Origin of the sequence: Massilia sp. DJPM01 (assembly GCF_030348125.1) — a bacterium.
GTDB classification, from domain to species: domain Bacteria; phylum Pseudomonadota; class Gammaproteobacteria; order Burkholderiales; family Burkholderiaceae_D; genus Telluria_A; species Telluria_A frigida.
In genome coordinates this window covers 15333-34262 of the sequence record NZ_JAQOZV010000069.1, presented here as the reverse complement: position 1 = coordinate 34262, position 18930 = coordinate 15333, and the positions used below count along the sequence as shown (strand labels likewise).

Below are 18930 nucleotides of genomic sequence, written 5' to 3'. Positions count from 1 at the left end.
ATATTGACGGCGCCGCTGTGGTCTAATGCGCACCGGGAGCGAGCGGCACCTCGCTGCATCCTCCCGCACCTGTCAAGGACCCGATGCCCACTTTTCGATACCTGTTGGCGCCGTTCGCGGCAAGCGTGCTGCTTAGCGGCTGTGTGATGAATAACACCCATCCCCTGCCGAGCGGGGGCACGCCCAACTTCTGGCGCGCCGTCGTGGTCTACGGCATCGGCATGGAGGGAAACTGGAATGCCCAGCGATATGCCGTCCATCTCGAGGAATACAGCTGGCGAAGCAGGCCATCACCGGCGGCTGCCTGTTTTATAACCGGACCGAGGGCAGTATTCCATCGGCGCCGGGACCGGTGCAGTACGTAGCGTTCGACGTACCGGCCGGCAGCTACGCCTACGGCCGGCTCGAGGGAGAGCCGGAGGGGAAGGCGACGGCGTTCATTGCCCCGGCGGGACACACTGTCTATCTCGGCGACTTCATCTACAACCGCGAGAAGCGCATGGAACTGCGGCGTGACCTCAAGACATTCGAGCAGGCCCGCAAACAGGCCCTGCCGAACCTCCAGGGCGAGATTACGCTCGCCGAGACACAAACTGTCGCACGGCCACGCATGTTTTTATGTGGCTTCTGACTCCAAAAGAATGATGTCTTTTTGATAATGCAACGGCGTCATTCATGATGCTCGGGTGAGGCTCGATTGCGGACCGCTTTCCCGCCGTTGCGCAGCGGGGAAAAGCGGCGCATCCTGTCGTCGTTAGCAGCCCGTCCCATCCCGCGATCCCCCGCGAATTGTTGCGCTGGCGCTACCATTTTTATAACTTTTCCGGCAACAGTTATGTCATCGTGGGCATGTTCGATTAAGATGGTCGGATTTTTACTGTCTGGAAACTTAAATGATCGTCGGCAAACGAAGCTTCCGCCTGAGCGCAATCGCCATGGCATTGGTGGTCTGGCTGCCCCACAGTGGCGCCGGCGCGGCGGCTCCGCTGCCCGCAGCCCCGGTGGCGGCCGTTGCACCGCCGGTGCCGACCGGCATCGCAGCCGAGCTGCGCACGCTGGCGATCAATGCAGCGGCGGTCACCACCCGTACGCCCCGCCCCTATGACGAGCGCGACTGGCTGGCCCGCTTCTACGTGCCGCGCGCCTACGCGCCCGCCTGGCAGGACCGCGGCTACAAACAGGCCAGCGCCGCCATCGCCCTGCTGCAAAATGCAGCGGTGCATGGCCTGTCGCCGGCCGAATACAACGCCGACGGCCTGGCGCGCCAGTTGGCCGACCCGGCCGTGCGCGCCAGCGCCCGCTTCGACGCCGCCATGACCCAGGCCATGCTGCACTACCTGGCCGACCTGCGCGTGGGCCGCGTGCGCTCCGAATACCACACCACCCTGCCCGACCCGCGCCTGACCAAGACCGACCCGGTCGACCAGTTGCGCGCGGCGCTGCTGAGCCAGCGCCTGGACCAGGCCGTGGCCGCCTCCGAGCCGCGCATTCCCCTGTACCGGCGCGTGATGACCACCCTGGCGACCTACCGCAAGCTGGCCGAGCAGCCGTTCACGGCGCTGCCGCCCTTGCCCGAGGGTGTCAAGAAGCTCGAACCGGGCGCGCCGTACGCGGGCGTGGCCACCCTGCGCGCGCGCCTGATCCAGCTCGGCGACCTGAGCGCCACCGCCCCGGCCGAGCCGCCCGCCAGCGCCGGCCTCTACACGGCGGCCCTGGCCGAAGGCGTCAAGCACTTCCAGTCGCGCCACGCGCTCAATGACGATGGCGTGATCGGCGCCGGCACGCTGGCGGCCCTGAACGTGCCGCTGTCGCGCCGCGTGCGCCAGCTCGAACTGGGCCTGGAGCGCCTGCGCTGGCTGCCCGACTTCCCGGACGGCCGCCTGATCGCCGTCAACCTGCCCTCGTTCCGCCTGTGGGCACTGGAACTCGGTCCCGGCGCCAAGAACCCGCTGATCGAAATGCGCGTGATCGTCGGCGCCGCCGTCAAGACGCCGACGCCGCTGTTCGTCGGTTCGATGCGTTACGTGGAATTCAATCCCTACTGGAACGTTCCGCGCAGCATAGAAAAAGGCGAAATCATTCCCAAGCTGGCGCGCGATCCGGGCTACCTGGGCAAGAACGAGATGGAATTGGTGCCGGTCGGCGGTGGCGCCGCCGTGTCGGTGGTCGATGAGGCGACCCTGGACGGCCTGCGCGCCGGCCAGTTCCGCGTACGCCAGCGTCCCGGTCCGCGCAACGCGCTGGGCGCGGTGAAGTTTGCCATGCCGAACACGGACAATATCTACCTGCACTCGACCTCGGCGCAAAGCTTGTTCAAGCGCGGCCGGCGCGACCTGAGCCACGGCTGCATCCGGGTCGAAAACCCGCTCGGCCTGGCCAAGTTCGTGTTCGGCGACCAGCCGCAGATGAGCCCGGCCACCATCGAAACACTGATGAAGCCGGCGCCGATGAAGACGGTCAGCCTGAAAACGCCGATTCCGGTGGTGCTGTTCTATTCGACGGCCGTGACCGACCGCGAAGGACTGGCCCTGTTTCCGGAAGACGTCTACAAACGCGATCCGGGGCTGGAAAAGGCCTTAAAAGTGCGTAGCGATGCTATTGCGCAGGTGCGCTGAGCACGCGCTTGAGGCGCTGCCCGTGGATGCCCCACTGGCAGTCGTCGCCATCGACGCGGCCGGTTAACACCCAGCCGGTGCCGATTTTCTCGACGCCGACCTCGCCACCAAGCTCGGCGGCAAGTTTTTCGGCCCACATGCTGGCCGATCCTTTTCCCTTGAACAGTTCATTTCCTTCGAAAACTACCGTGGCATCGAACACGGGCATGGCAAATACGGTCGTCATTTTTTCCTGATCACTTCACTTAAATGGGGATAGTCGCCGCAACGGCTTGCTGCGGACCCGTATCCTACCATTTCGCCTCAGCCCTCGCGCCCATCGATGCGGGCGCGCCACAGATACGGCGTGTAGACCAGCAAAAACAGCACGAACGACAGGCTCCAGCACGCGCCCGAGGCCAGCAGCGCGCCATCGCGCCAGCCGCCGGGAAGCACTTGCGCCAGCACGCGCAGCACGGCGCCGGCCTGGATCAGGGAATACATGAGCGGCTCGTAGCGCCCGGCCTTGAGTATCCTGCCGGTATGGCCGAGCGTGGTGCGGGTCATCATGCCGATGATCAGCCCGGCCATCGAGCCGACCGCCAGCGCGTGAAAGCCGGCGCTGGCCGTGCCGATGCCCAGCGCGGCCAGCGCCAGCAGCGCAAATCCGAAGGCGATCCAGGCGTAACCGAGGTGCAAGATCCACAGCAGCGGCACATGCAGGGTACGCTGCGGCTGCCAGCCGGCCAGGCGCAGCAGCATGGCGCAGGCGGCCGCCATCATCAGCGCGGCCGTGAGCGCGCCGGGCAGCGCCACAACCCAGGCGATGCTGGCGCCGGCCGTCAGGGCCAGCGCGACTTTGTCATAGCGGGGCCGCACTACCGGCCTGGTTCCGGGCGCGCCGTTGGTGGTAAACATGGGAATCACGCGCCCGCCGATCACCGCCTCGATGATGACGATCACCAGGATCCCCGCATGCACGGGCGTGAGCGGCGACAGGGCGATCCAGCCCAGCGTGGCCGCGTGAAACAGCGCGTTGGCCACGGTCAGCAAGCCGAGCAAGGCCACCAGGAACAGGTTGCGCTTGTTGCCCGACTGTTTCAGCACGCGGTACAGCGGCCACGCGGCCAGCGGCAGGAACAGCAGGTCGACCACGGCGGCGGCCAGCGGCGGCGCGCACAGCATGGCGCCGCGGCCGGCCAGCCACACGCCCGCCAGGGCCGCCAGGTGGGCGCCGTGCGGGGTCGGCAAATTGGTCCAGTTACGCCCGGCCGTGAACAGGAAACCGATAATGACGGCGATCGCCATGCCGTACACCATTTCGTGCGCGTGCCAGCCCAGGCCGCCATGCGGCAAGCTGAGCCAGCCGAGGTATTGCGCCAGCCACAAGGGTACCGACAGCGCCGCAAACCCGGCCGTCAGGATGTAGAAGGGCCGAAAGCCGAGCGCCCACACGGGGTGTTGCGCGCTCCACGGCGCGTGGTGGACCGGCGCGGCCGGTTCGTCGATTGTCAGCAGACTCATGTCATCACCTGTTTAAAGATATATTCAATATACTACTTTACGCCACCGCCCCGGGCAACGACTATCGCGCGCGTTTTGACACCGGAGCGGACGCGGCGCCGCGGAAATGCGCCAATCTTGATGCAGATTATGCTTTTCGAACAAATCGCACGGGCTTCTGGACGGCTGGCGGTGCGCCGCTTTACGCTGTTCGCATCAACCACGCCACTCATCGGAGAACGTATGCAAACCGCTTTACTCACCATTCCCGCCATGCAGGACCAGAGCGCCGCACTGGCCGTGGCCAAAGCCCTCGAAGCCGTCGCCGGCGTCGAGACCGTGCACCTGACCCTGGCTACCGGCCGCGCACGGGTCGGCTTCGACGAGGCGCGCGCCTCGGCCGATCAGCTGCGCCTGGCCGTGGCCGCCGCCGGCTTCACGGTGGCGCCGCAAGCGAGCGGCGCTTGCTGCGGCGGTTGCGGCGGCGCTTGATCCGCAGGCCACGCGTGCCCGCGGCACCCGCTTCGGTGCACGCTCGGGAGCGAGCGCAGGCGGCATGCCGCCGCCTGCGCTCTGCCCGGCCCGGGCGGGCTATTTGAGGCGGTGCTCGACGGCGAACACGGCGGCCTGCACCCGGCTGGCCAGTTTCAGCTTCTTGAGCACGTTCTGGACGTGGATCTTGACCGTGCTTTCGGCCAGGTCCAGGTTGCGGGCGATGGCCTTGTTGCTTTCGCCGCGCGCCAGACAGTCGAGGATTTCCTTCTCGCGCGGGGTCAGCTTGTCGAGTTCCGACGCCGGCACCTCGCCCGCTGCGCCCCCCTGCAGCTGCGCCACCAGCTTGCCGGTCATGGCTTCGGCCACCACGGTTTCGCCGGCGGCCGCGCGGCGGATCGCGCGCAGCAGATAATCGGTGTCGATGTTCTTGATCAGGTAGCCGCTGGCGCCCGCGCGCAGCGCCGTCGCCAGGTCGTGCGACTCTTCCGACACGGTCAGCATGATGATCGCCGCGTGCGGGCAATCCTGCCGCATCAGTTGCAGCGTTTCCACGCCGGATATGCCGGGCATGTTCAAGTCCAGCAGCACCACGTCGGGTTGCAGCTGGCGCGCGCGCTTGATGCCTTCCACGCCGTCGGCCGCCTCGCCGACGACGGCAAACTCGGTGTGGCGCTGCAAGAGCGAGCGTATGCCGCTGCGGAACAGACTGTGGTCGTCCACCAGCAGCACGCGGATCGGTTCTTTCGGGGTGTCCATGGTTCCTCTTTATTATTACTCTATATTAGTATCAGGCGGCGCGCCGGCATTCCTGCGGCAAGGTCAAGGCAATCGTGGTGCCCACGCCGGGGCTGGAGGTGACGCTCAGCGCCGCTTCGATGCGCTGGGCGCGCTCGCGCATGATGTGGATGCCGACGTGGCTCTCGCCGCGCCCTTCCAGCAGCGCCGGATCGAAGCCGGTGCCGTTATCGGCGATGCTGAGTAGAAAGTCGTGGCGGTCTTCGAGGCGCACCAGCACCCGGCTCGCACCGGCGTGCTTGCGCACGTTCGACAGCGCTTCCTGCACGATGAACAGCAATTGCAGCTGCTGCTCGCGCGGGAACGGGGCGCCGTCGACATCGGCCACCAGCTCGGCGGCGATGCCGGTCTGGCGGCGGAATTTGTCGACTGTGGTTTCCAGCGCGCCGATCAGGTTACCCTCGACCAGGCGGGTGCGGAAATTATGCAGCAGCTCGCGCACGTCTTCGTAGCTTTCCTGGACGCCGGCGCGCAGGGCCGGCACGATCTCGGCCACGTCGGCGAGCTTGCCGTCGCCCACCGACTGTTCCAGCATCTGCACTTGCAGGTTGAGGAAGTTGAGACCCTGGGCAATGCTGTCGTGCAGCCCCTGGGCCACCAGGTTGCGCTCTTCCGACACCGCCATTTCGCGTTCGCGCGCACCCAGGCGCAGGTTTTCGATGGCGGTCCCGAGCAGCTGGCCCAGCGTTTCGAGCAAGCCTTGTTCGCGCGCGTCGAGCTCGCGCGCGGAACGGAAATGCAGGTTGAAAAATCCCAGGTGCTGCTGGTGCGCATAAATGTGGAATACCGACACGGTGGCAAAGCCTTCGCGGTGGCATTCGAGTTCGTAGCCCTTGTCGAGCTTGCGCAAGTCGTGGATCACCGTCACTTTTTTCTGGGCCGCTTCGCCGCACAGGCAATCGCCCACTTTCATGCAGTGTTCGCGCTGGACCAGGCGCGGCGACAAACCGCGGTGGACCACCATGTGCACGTTGTCGCGGCCGGTATCGAGTATCCGCACCGAGCCGCCGTCGGCATTGAAATAGTCGCTGATGCGCTGCAAGAAGCCCTGGCACAGCGGTTCGAGCGGCTGCGGACGCTGCAGGAAGGCGGCGCTGTCGTACAGCAGGGCCAGTTCGCGGTTCTGGTGCTCCAGCGCGGCCGTCTTGGTCTGCACCAGGCCGGCCAGATTGCCGTACAGCGCTTGCAGGCGATCGGCCATCTGGTTGAATCCCTGCGCCAGCTGGCCGAATTCATCGACGCTGTCGACCTCCAGGCGCACTGAAAAATCCTTGTCCTTCATGCGGTGCAAGCCTTCGTGCAGGCGCGTGACCGGTTCGATGATGAGGCTGAACATGAGGTAGATCAGGCTGACGGTACCGACCAGCGCCAGGGCCAGCAAGGCCAGCTGGGAAGCGCGCAGCCAGAAGGTGCGCGTTTCACTGTCGCGCTCGATCAACTGGACCAGCGCGTTGACGCGGCCGGCGAAGCGCTCGGTGCGCGCCAGGTAGCTGCGCAGCGCGTCCGGTGTGGCGCCGTCGCGGGCCGCCAGTGCCTGGGCCGCCGGGCGCAGCTCGCGCCGCCAGTCGCTGTCGATGCGCTCGAATTCGCCACGGATGGCGCTGGTCGGCGGCAGGAACAGGGGGCGTTGCGGGTCGCCGTGGTGCAGCTGGACCAGGGTGGCATCGATCTGCGCCATTTGCTGGACAGCGCCGGCCTGGCGCGGCGCAGCGCTGGCGGGGGTGCCGTCGCCCGGCTGCGACAACAGGATCGCCAGCCGGTAGCTGCTCATGCGCAGGCTGCCGGTATCGTTGATGGCGGCGGCGCTGCCTTCGAGCTGCCAGGACAGGTACAGGGTCACGCCGATGGCAAACAGGGCCAGCGAGAGAAAGCCCACCAGCGCTCCGACAATCTTGGTCGAGAGCTTGTGACGGGATGGAATCAGGGTGTCGAGGGTCATGGGTACTCCTTGCTGACGCCATGATACGCTTGCGGGCGGCAAAACGTTCCCGCCGGAATGGCGCTCATCCACCGGTCTGCGACATGAAGCGGATAATTTTGCCGGGTTGTTCGCGGAATTCGTGTTTTTCGGGCTTGAGTTCGATCGCGGCGCGGATCGCCTGTTCCAGTTCGGCATCGCTGGCGCCGCCGCGCAGCAAGGGGCGCAGCTCGACCTTGTCTTCCTGGCCGAGGCACAGGTAGAGGGTGCCGTCGACCGACAGGCGCACGCGGTTGCAGTCGGCGCAGAAATGCTGGGACATCGGGGTGATGAAGCCGACGCTGGTGCGTCCATCCGGCGTGGCCAGGTAGCGCGCCGGACCGCCGCCGAGCGTGGCCGGCTGGTGGATCAGGCCGAAATGGCGGCGCAGGTGGCGTTCGATCGGGCCCAGGTCGAGCCAGGTGGCGTCGCGCCCGGTGGCGCCCATCGGCATCGCTTCGATCAGGCGCAGCACGAACTGGTGCTCGATGCAAAACGCGACCATGGCGTCGATCTGGTGCTCGTTGACGCCGCGCAGGGCGACCATATTGATCTTGATCGGATCAAAACCGGCCGCCTTGCCGGCCATGATGCCGTCGAGGATCATGCCGAGACTGTCGCGCCCGGTGATCTGGTGCATGCAGGCGCGGTCGAGCGAATCGAGGCTGACGTTGATGCGCGACACGCCCGCCGCGCGCAGCTCGCTGGCGTGGTGCGCGAGTCGGGTCGCGTTGGTCGAGAGCGACAGGTCGTCGATGCCGGGCAGGCTGGAGAGCCGTCCGGCCAGTTCGGCAAGGTTGCGGCGCAGCAGCGGCTCGCCGCCGGTCAGGCGCAGGCGGCGCGTGCCGAGACGGGCGAAGGCGCCCACCAGGCGCCCGACTTCGTCGAAGGTGAGCCAGTGCTGCGGTTCCTCGAAGCCCTTGAAGCCTTTGGGGATGCAGTAGCTGCAGCGCAGGTCGCAGCGGTCCGTCACCGACAGGCGCAGGTATTCGATCGATCGCCCGTACCGGTCACGCAGCATGGCCCTACTCCCTGAAGATTGATGACAAGCCGATTGTAGCGGGCCGGGCCGGATTTGAATGTGCCCATGACGAGGTAGCGGGGCTAGTCATAAAGAACTAGCCTGGCGCGCCGTCGTCAGATCGCACCGGATCATGATGTTGAGGTAACTGGCCGGACTGGTCGGCGGCGCACGGTCTGCCGAGCCCAGCGGCATTTGCCCCGCTCGTCACGTGCCGATGCCGACCAGCAAACGTGACGATGCCCGGCAAGTACCAGTTCAGTCCGCCTTTATGCCATGCGCCTCATGCGGAAACAGCCGCGCCAGGCGTTTCTCGATCTCCTTGATATCGGTGCCGGTGTCGCGCACATTGTCCCAGATGCTGTGGTCGAGCCGCATCTTGTGATTCATCGCGCTGATCAGCGGCAACAGCGACTGCTCGTAACTTTCCGCCAGGCGCAGGACCGCATGTTGCAGCGCCATCTGTTCCGGCACCGTCACATGCACCGCCGGATTGATGCGCTGGCCCAGTGCCGCGATCTGCAAGCCGATCTCGGACAAGGTATTGGCCATCCGGGTGGCGCCATCGGCGTCGGCGCCACCTTGTTTGCGCAAGCGTACGAAATCATCCACCAGCGCGGCCCAGCGCTGCTGTTCTCCGGCATCGGGCTGGCCCAGCAGGTGCGCCAGCTTGAGCAGATTCTCTTCGGCGCCGCTGGTCAGCGTCTGCGCTTCGCCACGATAGTGATCGCGCAACAGGGTGTCCAGCTCGGCGTCGTTCATCAAGGCCGAGACCATGGGCGCGAGCTTGCTCATGTTGCGGTAGCTGCCCTGCAGCCTGAATGGCGGCTCCATGCGGTAGGCATCGTCCTGGGCTGCCGAGGCGATGTACGCCCGGTTCACCGCCAGCAGGGCATCGCGCACCTTGAACAGACGGCGCAGCAGATTGCCGATCTCGGCCAGCTCGGCGCTGGTATAGGGGTGCGACAGCTCGCCCGGCGCCACCGCTTCGCCCTGCGCCATGCGGATCAGGCGTGCCACATCCGCCGGGTCGCGCGACGCCAGCGGCTGCAGGTCGGGATGGGCCACCAGCGCGTTCTCGATGTAGGATTGCGCGAACACTTCCTCGCGCCCGCTCAGCACGTCGCCCAGATTGTAGATGTCGGCGCGGTTGGACAGCATGTCCGGAATCTTGAACACATCGCCCAACTCGGTGTACGGATTGCCAGCCATGACGATGGCAAAGCGCTTGCCGCGCAGGTCGTAGCTGCGGCTCTCGCCCCGCCACACACCCTCGATACGGCGCGTGCCGTCGGCCAGCGCGATGAACTTTTGCAGGAATTCGGGATGGGTGTGCTGGATATCGTCGAGATACAACATGACGTTGTTGCCCATCGCCAGCCCCAGGTTGAGCTTCTCCAGTTCCATGCGCGCCGCGCTGTTGGTAGCCTCGGCCGGGTCGAGCGAGGTCACGCCATGGCCCAGCACCGGACAGTTGACGCGCACGAAAATCATGCCAAGGCGATCGGCCAAGTATTCCATCAGGGTCGTCTTGCCGTAACCGGGTGGGGAAATGAGCAGCAGCATCCCCATCGAATCGGTGCGGCGCTGCTCGCCGGCCGCGCCGATCTGCTTGGCCAGGTTCTCGCCCACCAGCGGCAGATAAACGTCGTCAATCAGGCGGTTGCGCACGAAACTCGACAGCGGCTTGGCTTGGAACTGTTCCAGCCGCAGGCGCCCTTTTTCTTCCTGCACCAGGCTCTGGCGCAATTGCTGCAACTGCTGGCAGGCCGGCACGATCACGCCGCTGTGGTACGCCAGCCGGCGCAGGAAGTCGTTCAGTTGCAGCGCCATGCCCTGCCCGCTCACGCGCGCGTGCTCACCCAGCAAGCCGTCGACCTGCGCGGCCAGTTCGGCCGGCTGCACCCGGCGCGGGAGCGAACACAGCAGGCTGGCCGCCGCTTCCGGCAGCATCGCCCTGTCCTGTTGTTCCCGCAGCATGAAGCCGTACAGCCATTCGGTCGCCAGTTGCCAGCGCGCGCGCCAGCCCAGTGTGGTGTTGATCCACGGCTGGGCAATGCCATGCCGCTCCAGGTGCTGCAGCAAGCCCTGCGCCAGGTCGGCGCCGGCACGGCTGGCCACCCAGGCGTGCGGCGCTGCGCGGTTGGGGTCGCCGCCGTGGGCGCCCAGCTCGGCCAGCAGATAGGCGCCGCCCTGCTCCAGCAAGGCGGCCTCAGTCTCGCTCGCGCTGTCGCGCCAGGCAGTCAGGTCGAGTTGCTGCTGCGTCAGGAACTCTTGCAGCGACAACGCGAACTGGGCCGCGACCTGCCGGCCCATGCGTTCGTTGCCGAACTGGACGCGCATCAATTCGGCCTGCCCGGCCTGATGCGTGACCAGCTGCGCGAGCGGGTGCAGGTCCGGAGTGTCTTGCAGGTGTTGCCAGTACAGCACGGCCAGCGCGCGCGCCAGCGGGCTGTAGCGCAACAACGCAGCGTCTTCCAGCATCGGCAGCAGACGCCGCAAAATCAGGCTGGCATCGTGGTCGTGGATGCCTTTCTGGTAGCCTTCGTGAAAGCGCGGGGCGGCGAAGCGGCGTACGTGCTCTTCGAGCAGCGGGCTGTCCGGATCGCGCGCCGCCTGCACCAGGCTGGCCCAATCCGGTTCGGCACTGCCTTGCTGCGCCGCCAGCACCACCTGCCAAGCCAGGTATTCGGCGCGGTAGACCAGCGCGCTTTCGGACTGCGTTTCGACGCTCCAGTAGGCTTGCAAGGCGTCGAGCCGGGCATCGTCGAGCGGCAAGAAATAGTCGGTGCCGGCCAGATGGTAGGCCGGGCGAGCGTGCCAGGTGACGATGGCCAGGTCGAGCGCCTGCTGGTTGACCGTGAAAGCATGGCTCCCCAGGCGGATGGTGTTGCCAGTGACCAGCTCGTTGCGGTCGCGCAGGGTACGCTGGCCCTGCTCGCGCAGTGCCTTGAGCTGCCCGGCCAGGTCGTCCGCACCGACCGCGGCACCCAGCTTGCGCAGTTCGGCGATGCTCGCGCGCAGCTTGTTAAGCAGTGCGTCCGAGGCGAAATAGGCTTCCAGCTGAGCGCTCTCGCCCAGTTGCGCCAGCCGCTTGGGCACCCCGGCCAGGATGCGCCGCGCCGCGTCCATGATGGCTTGCACGCGCCGCGCGCGGGCATCGAGCAGGGCTTGCTTGCGCCCTTCCAGCGCCTCGTAGACCGCTTCGCGCTTGTGGGCGATCTCGGCCAGATAGTCTTCCTGTTCGGCGAACTTGCCCTCCAGGTCTTCCAGCTGGGCCAGCAGGCGGGTCAGCAGCTCGTCGCAGCGCTCGGGCGTGTCGGCCTGCTCCAGCGCGCTGTCGACCGACTGGCCGAACAGCTGGAACTGGGCGGAGAATTCGGCCGCCGACTCGCCCTGCGACAGCGCTTTGCGCTTGTGGCGCGCCTGCGCGCGCAGCTTGTTGACGTCGGCATAGATGGCCGAAATGGTGCTCAGTATGCGGGTGCGCAAGGTGGCGTCGCCCAGCCCGAGGGTGGCGAGCAGCTCGGTCAGCCCGTCCAGGCTGGCGGCGCTGCGCTCTAGCGTGTCGTGCAAGGGCGCCAGTTGCGCCGTCGTGTGCATCGTTTCGAGCTCGGCGCGCTGGGTCGCCAAGGCGCTGGTGAGCGGGTCGAAGGCATTGTCCTGGGCCAGAAATTGCACGGTCTTGTCGGCCACGCGCGCTTCTTCGGCGGCCAGCTCGGCGTCGAGCTCGTCGAGCCGCGTGACATCCATGTAGCGCTGTTCCCTCAGGCTCGCCACGCGGCCGCGGCCGAGCCGGATGGCATCGAGCGCGTCGATGAAGTCGGTGGGCGACTGCCACAGCCGGCAGGCGGTGTCGGTCAGTAACTGGCGCTGGGCCAGGGCGCTCTGCGAAAGAAGGGCGGCCGCGCCACGCCGCACCGCCGCCACCTTGTCGAATTCGTCGAGCGTGGCGCTGGCCACGGCGACCATGGCTTGCACTTCGCTGGCGGCGTCGTGCGCCTGCGGCGCCCCCAGCCAGTGGAAGGCGTCGCCGATGCGCTGGCACTGGCGCACCAGGGTCTCGAACACGAAGCGGGCCGGCAACTGGTCGCGCCCCGCCTGTGCCTGAGCGCGCACCAGCTTGGCCAGCGAATACAGTTCCGACAGGCCGCGCACCAGGTCGCGGTTGCCGATCTTGCCCAGGTAACTCTGGCGCGGCGCCTGCAGGGCGGCGTGGTCCTCGCTGACGAAGGCGGTCTGCCACAGCTGCATGGCGTGGTTGCGGGTCGGCTCCTCGCTCGCGGCGGTAAACAACAGCATGCTGCCATCGGCGTAATGGGCGTAGCCGTGCGCCACCAGCGGCTGGGCCAGCGCCTTGCTGATCATATTGTAGGTGAGCAGCACATACACGCCCTGCTCCACCCCGTAGAACACGTACAGCACGTCTTCGCCATTGGGCGACATAGTGCGGCGCTTGAACTGCAAGCCGCGCGGCAGGTCGGCGAATACCTTGCTTTCCCCACTCTGCAGGATGTAGCCGTCGGGGAACACGATGCCGTGGTCTTCCGGCAGCTGCACGCAGGAAGCGCCGATGGCGTCGACCCGGGTCACCTGGGCCGTGCGGCGGTTGAACACCAGATAGCGGAAAACCGACTCGCGGTATGGCTTGATGCGCAACAGGATCAGTTCGCCCACGGCGGCGTAGGCGATGTCGCCATCGTTGAGCGACTGGTTGCGGTCCTCGACCGGCTCGGCGTAGATGCCCAGGCCGCTATCGGTATTGTTTTCGATCTTGACGGTCAGGTCGCCGCCCACGGTCTCGACGAACAGGGTGTCGAGAATATTGATATGCGGATGCTTGCCCAGCACATGCTGCTCGCGCGTGGTCTGGGCCCACTCGAAATCGTGGGTCGGCGGCAGTGCAATGTCGCGCTCGCCGCGGTTGTCGATGTAGCTGGCCACGCCATTCTCGCCAAGCTGCCAGCGGAACACGCGCACGTCGCTGATGCGCTCGCCAATCTTGAAAGCGGCGAGCAGCTTGCCCTGATGCACGCGCAACTGGACCAGCTGGGCATTCTTGTAGTAACTGTAGAGTTCCTTGAATTCGGCCAGGAAGCGCGGCTCGTCGAGGAAGCTGTGGTCCAGCGCGAGCGGTTCAAGCTCGGCCTGGTCGCCATCGGCGCGCAGGCGGTACAGCCCGAACACATCGGCCACCCGGGTTTCCTGGCGCAAGCCGATGAAGACGTTGTAGCCGAACAGCAACACCTCGCCCACCAGTACCAGGTCGCGCGCCACGCAATTATTCTCGGTGCGGGCGCGGGTGCGGGCCCGCAGCAGCATTTCCTGGCGCCCGAATTCGGCCAGGCGCGCCTCGTTGAGCAGGTCGGCCTTGTGCTGCAGGGCCTTGCCGTGTTCGCCCAGGCGGGCGCGCAGCAGCTCGAAGCTGCCCGATTCGGGCGCGATGTCGTTAGGGCTGGAGTTGCCGGAGTCGGCCGGTGCCGGTGCTGCGTGTGGGTCGCTCATGGACTCAATCTGCTTTCGTATTCAGGAATGCCATCATGTCGGATTGGTTCGGCTGCCGTGCCAGCCAGGCGCGCATCTGCGCCAGTTGCTCGTAAGCGGCGTCGCCGAAGCGCAGGCGCATGGCGTACTCGGCGCGTTCGCGCGCGGCCGCCCGCTTCAGGTCGCTCTGCCAGCGCTCCGACACAATCGCGTCGAGCTGGTCGTGCAGGCCCATGGCCAGCAGGCGCTCCCACTCGCCCTTGTCGAACCAGACCGCTTGTGCCATCGCGCTGTAGTCCAGGCGCAGCGGATTGTCGTTGCTGACCTTGATGCGGAGCATCAGGCGTCCGCTGACCGGGCATACCCGCGCCGGTTCGCTGGCTTCCGACATCTCGCCGTCATACTCGGGCGCGGCCAGTTGCGGCGTGCGCTTGCGCCAGAGCCGGTAGCGCTCCAGTTCCACCCAGGCGCCATGGCAATCCTTGCAGCGTTCGGCCGGCAGGCCGCCTTCGATCTTGACGGGCGCGACATGGCGACCGCCGCATGCGGGGCAAATCATGGTAACTCCTGTGTCCGATGATGAGGCGGGGCACCGGCCCCGCCGCTCTGTCAGTTGGCGCGCGGCGCTTCGAGGGCCGGCTGGAAGGTCGCCAGCAAGCTCTGCAGCGCCTGTTGCTGCTGCGCGTTGCCATCGCGGCTGACCTTGGCCAGCAGGGCCGCCACCGTCAGGTTCTGCAATTCGCCCGCAGAACTGCCCAGCGCGCCGATCAGGCCGCGCAAGTCGCCCACCATGTCGCGCTCGCCGCTCAGGTGGTCCTTCAGGCCCATCTGCAAGGTGCGGCTCTTCTCGACCGTGGCATCGATGCCCTTGCCGATCGAGAGCGCCTTGACGAAGCGCTCGAAATAGTCGCCCTCGCCGCCGACGATATCGATCTTGGCGTTCTGCAGGGCCTTGCCCAGCACCTCGGCCTGGTCCTTGGCGATCAGGGTCTGTGCATCGATGCCCTTGTTGATCTGCTGGTTGGCCATTTCGAGCTGCATGCGGAACTCTTCGTGGGCGCGGGTTTCCTGGCTCATCGCCGACATCGCGTCGAATTTCTGCGCCAGGCCCTTCGATTCGGCTTCGAAGCGCGCCTGGATGACTTGCGCCTCGGCATCGCCATGGGTCGCCGTGGCGGCCGCGTCGGCGCTCTTGACCGCCGCTTGCGCCAGCCCCATCTGTTCCACGCCAGCCGCTTCGGCATGCATGCGCAGGCGCATCGCTTCCGCTTCGGCCGCGCCCTGCTTGAGGATCGCTTCGGACGAGGCGATCATGACCCGGGCGCTGGCCAGGCCAGGGGCGGCCAGTTCGGCTTCCTTGCCTTCGGCGTCGCGCTTTTGCGCTTCGGCGCCGCGCTCGGCCACTTTCAGGGCGGCGTCGGCCACGGTCAGGTCCTGGGCGGCGCGGTGCTTGGCCGAGCGCTCGGACGCTTCGGCCGCTTTGACCGTCAGTACCATTTTTTCCTCGGCCTGGGCTTCGGCGGCGATCACCACCGATTTTTTCAGGCGCTCCGCTTCAGCCACCACGCGCACTTCCTTGATCGCTTCTTCCTGCTCGGCGACGGTGCGTTCGACCACGATGCGCTCGCGCACCACGTCGGCAATCGCCTTTTTCTGTACTTCGATGGCCTTTTCCTTCTCGATCGTCTGCAGCGCCACTTCGCGCTCGCGGTCGACCACTTCGAGCTGGCGGGCGCGGATGACGCGCTCTTCCTCGATCGCCACGGCGCGTTTGCGGTTGTTTTCGGCCACTTCCTTTTCGCGCGTGGTGTTTTCCTGCTGCACCATCACCAGCTGTTCGGACTGCAGGCGCGCCAGTTCCGACTTGGTAAATTCTTCCGACTGCACTTTCCTGGTTTCGGCCTGCTCGCGCGCCCGCACCGAGCTCACTTCGCGGCCCTGGCGCGATTCGGCGTCGGCTTGCTGGCGTTCCAGCTCCAGGATCGCTTCGCGCGTTTCGACATCCTTTTTCTTGATCCGCATCTGCTCGTCGCGAACCAATTCATTGGTGCGGATATTTTCGATCGCGGTCAGTTCGGTGATTTTCTTGATGCCCTGGGCGTCGAGGATGTTCTGGCCGTCGAGCTTGTCGAGCGCGGTCTGCTCGATGTAGTCGATGGCCGCGTCTTCCAGCACATAGCCGGACAAATCGTCGCCGATCTGGCGGATGATATCGTCGCGAAAACGGTCGCGCGCCTGGTACAGTTCGACGAAATCCATCGACTTGCCGACCGTCTTGAGCGCTTCGGCGAACTTGGCGGCGAACAGGCTTTCCAGGGTTTGCTGGTTGGAGGCGCGCACGCAGCCGACCGCCTGCGCCACTTTGAGCACATCCTCGGTGGTCTTGTTGACGCGGATGAAGAAGGTGACCTTGATATCGGCCCGGATATTGTCCTGGCAAATCAAGCCATCCTTGCCGAGCCGATTGATTTCAATCGTCTTGAGCGAGATTTCCATCATCTCTTTCTTGTGGATGATGGGATACACGATACCGCCCGTAAACGTCACCTCGGGCTCGGCGCGCAGGGTGTTGATGATCATGACGTGGCCCTGTTCCACCTTGTGGTAAAACTTGGCAAACAGCACGAAACAGCCCAGCACGATGACGGTAATGATACCGATCGAGAGCAACATAATGTCCATGATTTCTTTCTGATTCGAGTGATAAGTCGTTAAATGGCGTCGGGTGCTGCCTGTACTTCATACTGCCGGGTGGCCTCGTCATAGGCGACGATGATGGCCCTGGAATGCCTGGCCAGGGCGTTGGGCGGCTCGGCCCAGACCCGGATATTGATGCTGGCGCCCTGCATGCCCACCTCGGCGCGGCCGAAGCTGCGGTCGACATAGCGCGTGACGATCCTGCAGTCGAGCCCCACCAGGCTAGCATTGGCGCGCGCCGCATGCTTGACGAACAAGCCGCGCAAGGGCCGCAGCACGCGCGCGCTGAGCGGCACGGCCAGCGCCGCCGCGAACAGCAAGGCCGCGATTCCTCCGCCGATGCGCAGCGGCGCGCCCGCCAACCAGACCACCACGTATTGATGCAGCAGGACCGTGCCCAGCCAGGTGAAGAACATCAGCACGCTGGCGGCCACCGACAGCGGCACGCCGCCCAAGCCCAGCGCCACCAGGTAGCCCGCCAGCGCCGGCACGCTGTGCCCCTCGTGGGCCGCGTGGCCGGCGTCCACATCGAGGTCGATCGCATCGCCCATGTCGAGCAGGCCGATCATCGACAGCAGCCAGTAAATCAGCAGCACGGCCAGCAGCACCGTGGGAATGGCGCTCGGAAAGCTGTTCAAAAGGTGCCAGATGTCCATCGCGAATGCCTTATTGTTGTTGTGGAAAAAATCAAGCGTCCCGCTGCCGGGTTTGCGCAAACCGGATCAGGGCTTCGTGCAGCGCTTCCTTGATCTTGCGCTTGTCGTCGGCCGGCACGCCGAAGCGCTCGGCCAGGATCGCATAGTCGGCATCGCTGAGCGTGACCGTCAGGCGCGGGCGCACCGGTTTGCTGGTGACCGGCAAGCCGAGGATCAGGCGGATCTGGTCCGACGGCGACACCTGCTGTTCGAGCGCGGCATAGCGCACCGCGTCGATCACCTGCTTTTCGACATCGAACGCCACCTGGACGGCGCGCAAGGCCGCGTCCGACCCGGTCCAGCGCGGAGAACTGACCATGCGTCCCCCTCAGTCCGGCTTGGCGCCGGCAACGCCGGCGTCCGCGTCCGCATGCAGGCGTTGTTGCAACCGCGCCATCACCTGTGCCTTGCGGCTGGCGGTCGCGCCGATGCCGGCGGCGGCCAGCTTGCGTTCCAGCGATGTATGTCCGAGTTCGCCGTCGAGCTGCTCGGCCGCCTGCAGGCGGTCGGCCGTGTCCTGGTGGCGCTGACGGATGCGTTCCAGCGATTCCTTCGCGCTCATCAATTTGGACCCGCTGCTGCCCATGCTGCCCGAAATGGTGGCCGTGGCCCGGTACACGCTTTCGGTCGTCTTGGCCATGGCCAGTTCGCGCTCGTGGTCGCGCAAGTTGGCCTCGGCGTTGCGGATCAGGTCTTTCATGCGCGTCACATGGCCGGCAAAATCGTCGCGCGCGCTGGTCTGTTCGGCCAGCGCCACTTCCAGGCCGGCCACCTTGTCGGCCACTTCCCCGGCCAGCGCTTCCTCGTTCTTTTGCAGCGCTTCGAGCGCCAGTTCTTCGTAGCGGCGCAGGTCGCGTCCGATCCGGTCGATCTCGCGGCCGGCCTGCATTTCCCGCGCCATGACCGCGGTCAGCTCCTGGCGCGCGTGCGCCACATGGGCCTTCGCTTCGATGATTTCCTGCTCGTAGATAGCGTTGGCATTGTGGTCGACCAGGCTTTGGCCGATGCTGCGCACGTCGCCGCGCAGCATGGTGAGGATTTTGGAAAAGACAGCCATGATGCTCTCCTTATTTTAAGAATTCAGTAAACACGTCGAGGGCTTCGAACGCGTTGTCGGCGACCATCGCCACATCCGTTGCAATGCTGGCGGCGCTGGCGTCGTGCGCCAGCGAGCCGAAAATCACGTAGTGCTCGCCGATGCGGCCGAAATTCGACAGCGGGATGGCCATGTTCAGGTCCAGCATCGTTTCGAGCAGCTCGGCCCGGCGTTCGGGCCGGATTTCGCTCTCGGTCCACAAATAGCAGATGCACAGTACCTGGCTGGGCGATCCGGTGACGAACACCGGCAACTCTTCCAGTCCTTCGATACTGATCCGCATTACCGGCACGCCGTCCGCATCGGCCGGCGGCAGCAGATGGCTGCTCACGCCCACCGAGCCGAGCTTGCGGAGCAGCGCCTGCTCGATCTCCAGCATCTGTTTCATTGCCATTTCCATCATTTTCATCCTTGCTTGCGGCGGTACTTCAATCATCCCCGAGCGGGCCAAAAGACATAATATGTCAAAGTATAGAGCGCCGACATAAAATGTCAAGATGCAAATCAGCAATTCCTTTGATTGGTGAAACATCAACAATAACGGGTTGCTTACTCCCGACAAATGTTGCTACCATGCCATTTCCGGACTACAC

General features: G+C 65.6%; 15 protein-coding genes. 3 read left to right on the top strand and 12 right to left on the bottom strand.

The window, feature by feature from the left end; all coding sequences use genetic code 11:
* Window positions 1-352: 352 nt before the first annotated feature.
* Both PO883_RS29760 and PO883_RS29755 read left to right on the top strand, forming a co-directional pair.
* Window positions 353-631: a hypothetical protein gene (locus tag PO883_RS29760; protein WP_289312990.1), complete on the top strand. Its 279-nt coding sequence runs from the start codon at window positions 353-355 to the stop codon at window positions 629-631.
* 262 nt (window positions 632-893) lie between these two features.
* On the top strand, window positions 894-2615 hold the full coding sequence (locus tag PO883_RS29755) for a murein L,D-transpeptidase (RefSeq protein WP_289312989.1): 1722 nt from the start codon (window positions 894-896) through the stop codon (window positions 2613-2615).
* Here the strand turns inward: PO883_RS29755 and PO883_RS29750 are convergent.
* A complete protein-coding gene (locus tag PO883_RS29750) occupies window positions 2596-2841 on the bottom strand; it encodes a hypothetical protein (protein ID WP_289312988.1) in 246 nt (81 codons plus the stop codon). The two genes, PO883_RS29755 and PO883_RS29750, sit on opposite strands and share 20 nt — an antisense overlap.
* Window positions 2842-2918: 77 nt before the next feature.
* Window positions 2919-4118, bottom strand: coding sequence for an NnrS family protein (locus tag PO883_RS29745; RefSeq protein WP_289312987.1), 1200 nt, complete (start codon window positions 4116-4118; stop codon window positions 2919-2921).
* A gap of 222 nt (window positions 4119-4340) precedes the next feature.
* Here PO883_RS29745 and PO883_RS29740 point away from each other — a divergent pair, with 222 nt between their 5' ends.
* Entirely contained in the window at window positions 4341-4589 is a 249-nt protein-coding gene (locus PO883_RS29740; protein WP_289312986.1) for a heavy-metal-associated domain-containing protein, read from the top strand.
* A gap of 99 nt (window positions 4590-4688) precedes the next feature.
* Here PO883_RS29740 and PO883_RS29735 read toward each other — a convergent pair whose 3' ends face one another.
* The 10 genes from PO883_RS29735 to PO883_RS29690 form a co-directional block, all read right to left on the bottom strand.
* Complete coding sequence (locus PO883_RS29735; RefSeq protein WP_289312985.1) at window positions 4689-5348, bottom strand: response regulator; 660 nt, start codon at window positions 5346-5348, stop codon at window positions 4689-4691.
* A gap of 31 nt (window positions 5349-5379) precedes the next feature.
* Window positions 5380-7326, bottom strand: a complete 1947-nt coding sequence (locus tag PO883_RS29730) for a type IV pili methyl-accepting chemotaxis transducer N-terminal domain-containing protein (protein ID WP_289312984.1) — start codon at window positions 7324-7326, stop codon at window positions 5380-5382.
* Window positions 7327-7390: 64 nt separating this feature from the next.
* Window positions 7391-8365, bottom strand: a complete 975-nt coding sequence (moaA, locus tag PO883_RS29725; protein WP_289312983.1) for a GTP 3',8-cyclase MoaA — start codon at window positions 8363-8365, stop codon at window positions 7391-7393.
* Between the two features lie 258 nt (window positions 8366-8623).
* Window positions 8624-13870, bottom strand: coding sequence for a DNA repair ATPase (locus PO883_RS29720; protein ID WP_289312982.1), 5247 nt, complete (start codon window positions 13868-13870; stop codon window positions 8624-8626).
* Window positions 13871-13874: 4 nt separating this feature from the next.
* Window positions 13875-14408 (bottom strand): zf-TFIIB domain-containing protein, encoded by a 534-nt coding sequence (locus tag PO883_RS29715; protein WP_289312981.1) that lies wholly within the window; start codon window positions 14406-14408, stop codon window positions 13875-13877.
* Window positions 14409-14458: 50 nt separating this feature from the next.
* Window positions 14459-16531, bottom strand: coding sequence for a flotillin family protein (locus PO883_RS29710; RefSeq protein ID WP_289312980.1), 2073 nt, complete (start codon window positions 16529-16531; stop codon window positions 14459-14461).
* A 29-nt stretch (window positions 16532-16560) separates the two neighbouring features.
* Entirely contained in the window at window positions 16561-17202 is a 642-nt protein-coding gene (locus PO883_RS29705; protein ID WP_289312979.1) for a ubiquinone biosynthesis protein, read from the bottom strand.
* Between the two features lie 31 nt (window positions 17203-17233).
* Window positions 17234-17560, bottom strand: coding sequence for a hypothetical protein (locus tag PO883_RS29700; protein ID WP_289312978.1), 327 nt, complete (start codon window positions 17558-17560; stop codon window positions 17234-17236).
* A 9-nt stretch (window positions 17561-17569) separates the two neighbouring features.
* The gene (locus tag PO883_RS29695; RefSeq protein ID WP_289312977.1) at window positions 17570-18298 is read right to left on the bottom strand and encodes a PspA/IM30 family protein; all 729 of its coding nucleotides are present in this window, start codon (window positions 18296-18298) and stop codon (window positions 17570-17572) included.
* 10 nt (window positions 18299-18308) lie between these two features.
* Window positions 18309-18725 (bottom strand): DUF2170 family protein, encoded by a 417-nt coding sequence (locus PO883_RS29690; RefSeq protein ID WP_289312976.1) that lies wholly within the window; start codon window positions 18723-18725, stop codon window positions 18309-18311.
* Window positions 18726-18930 lie beyond the last annotated feature (205 nt).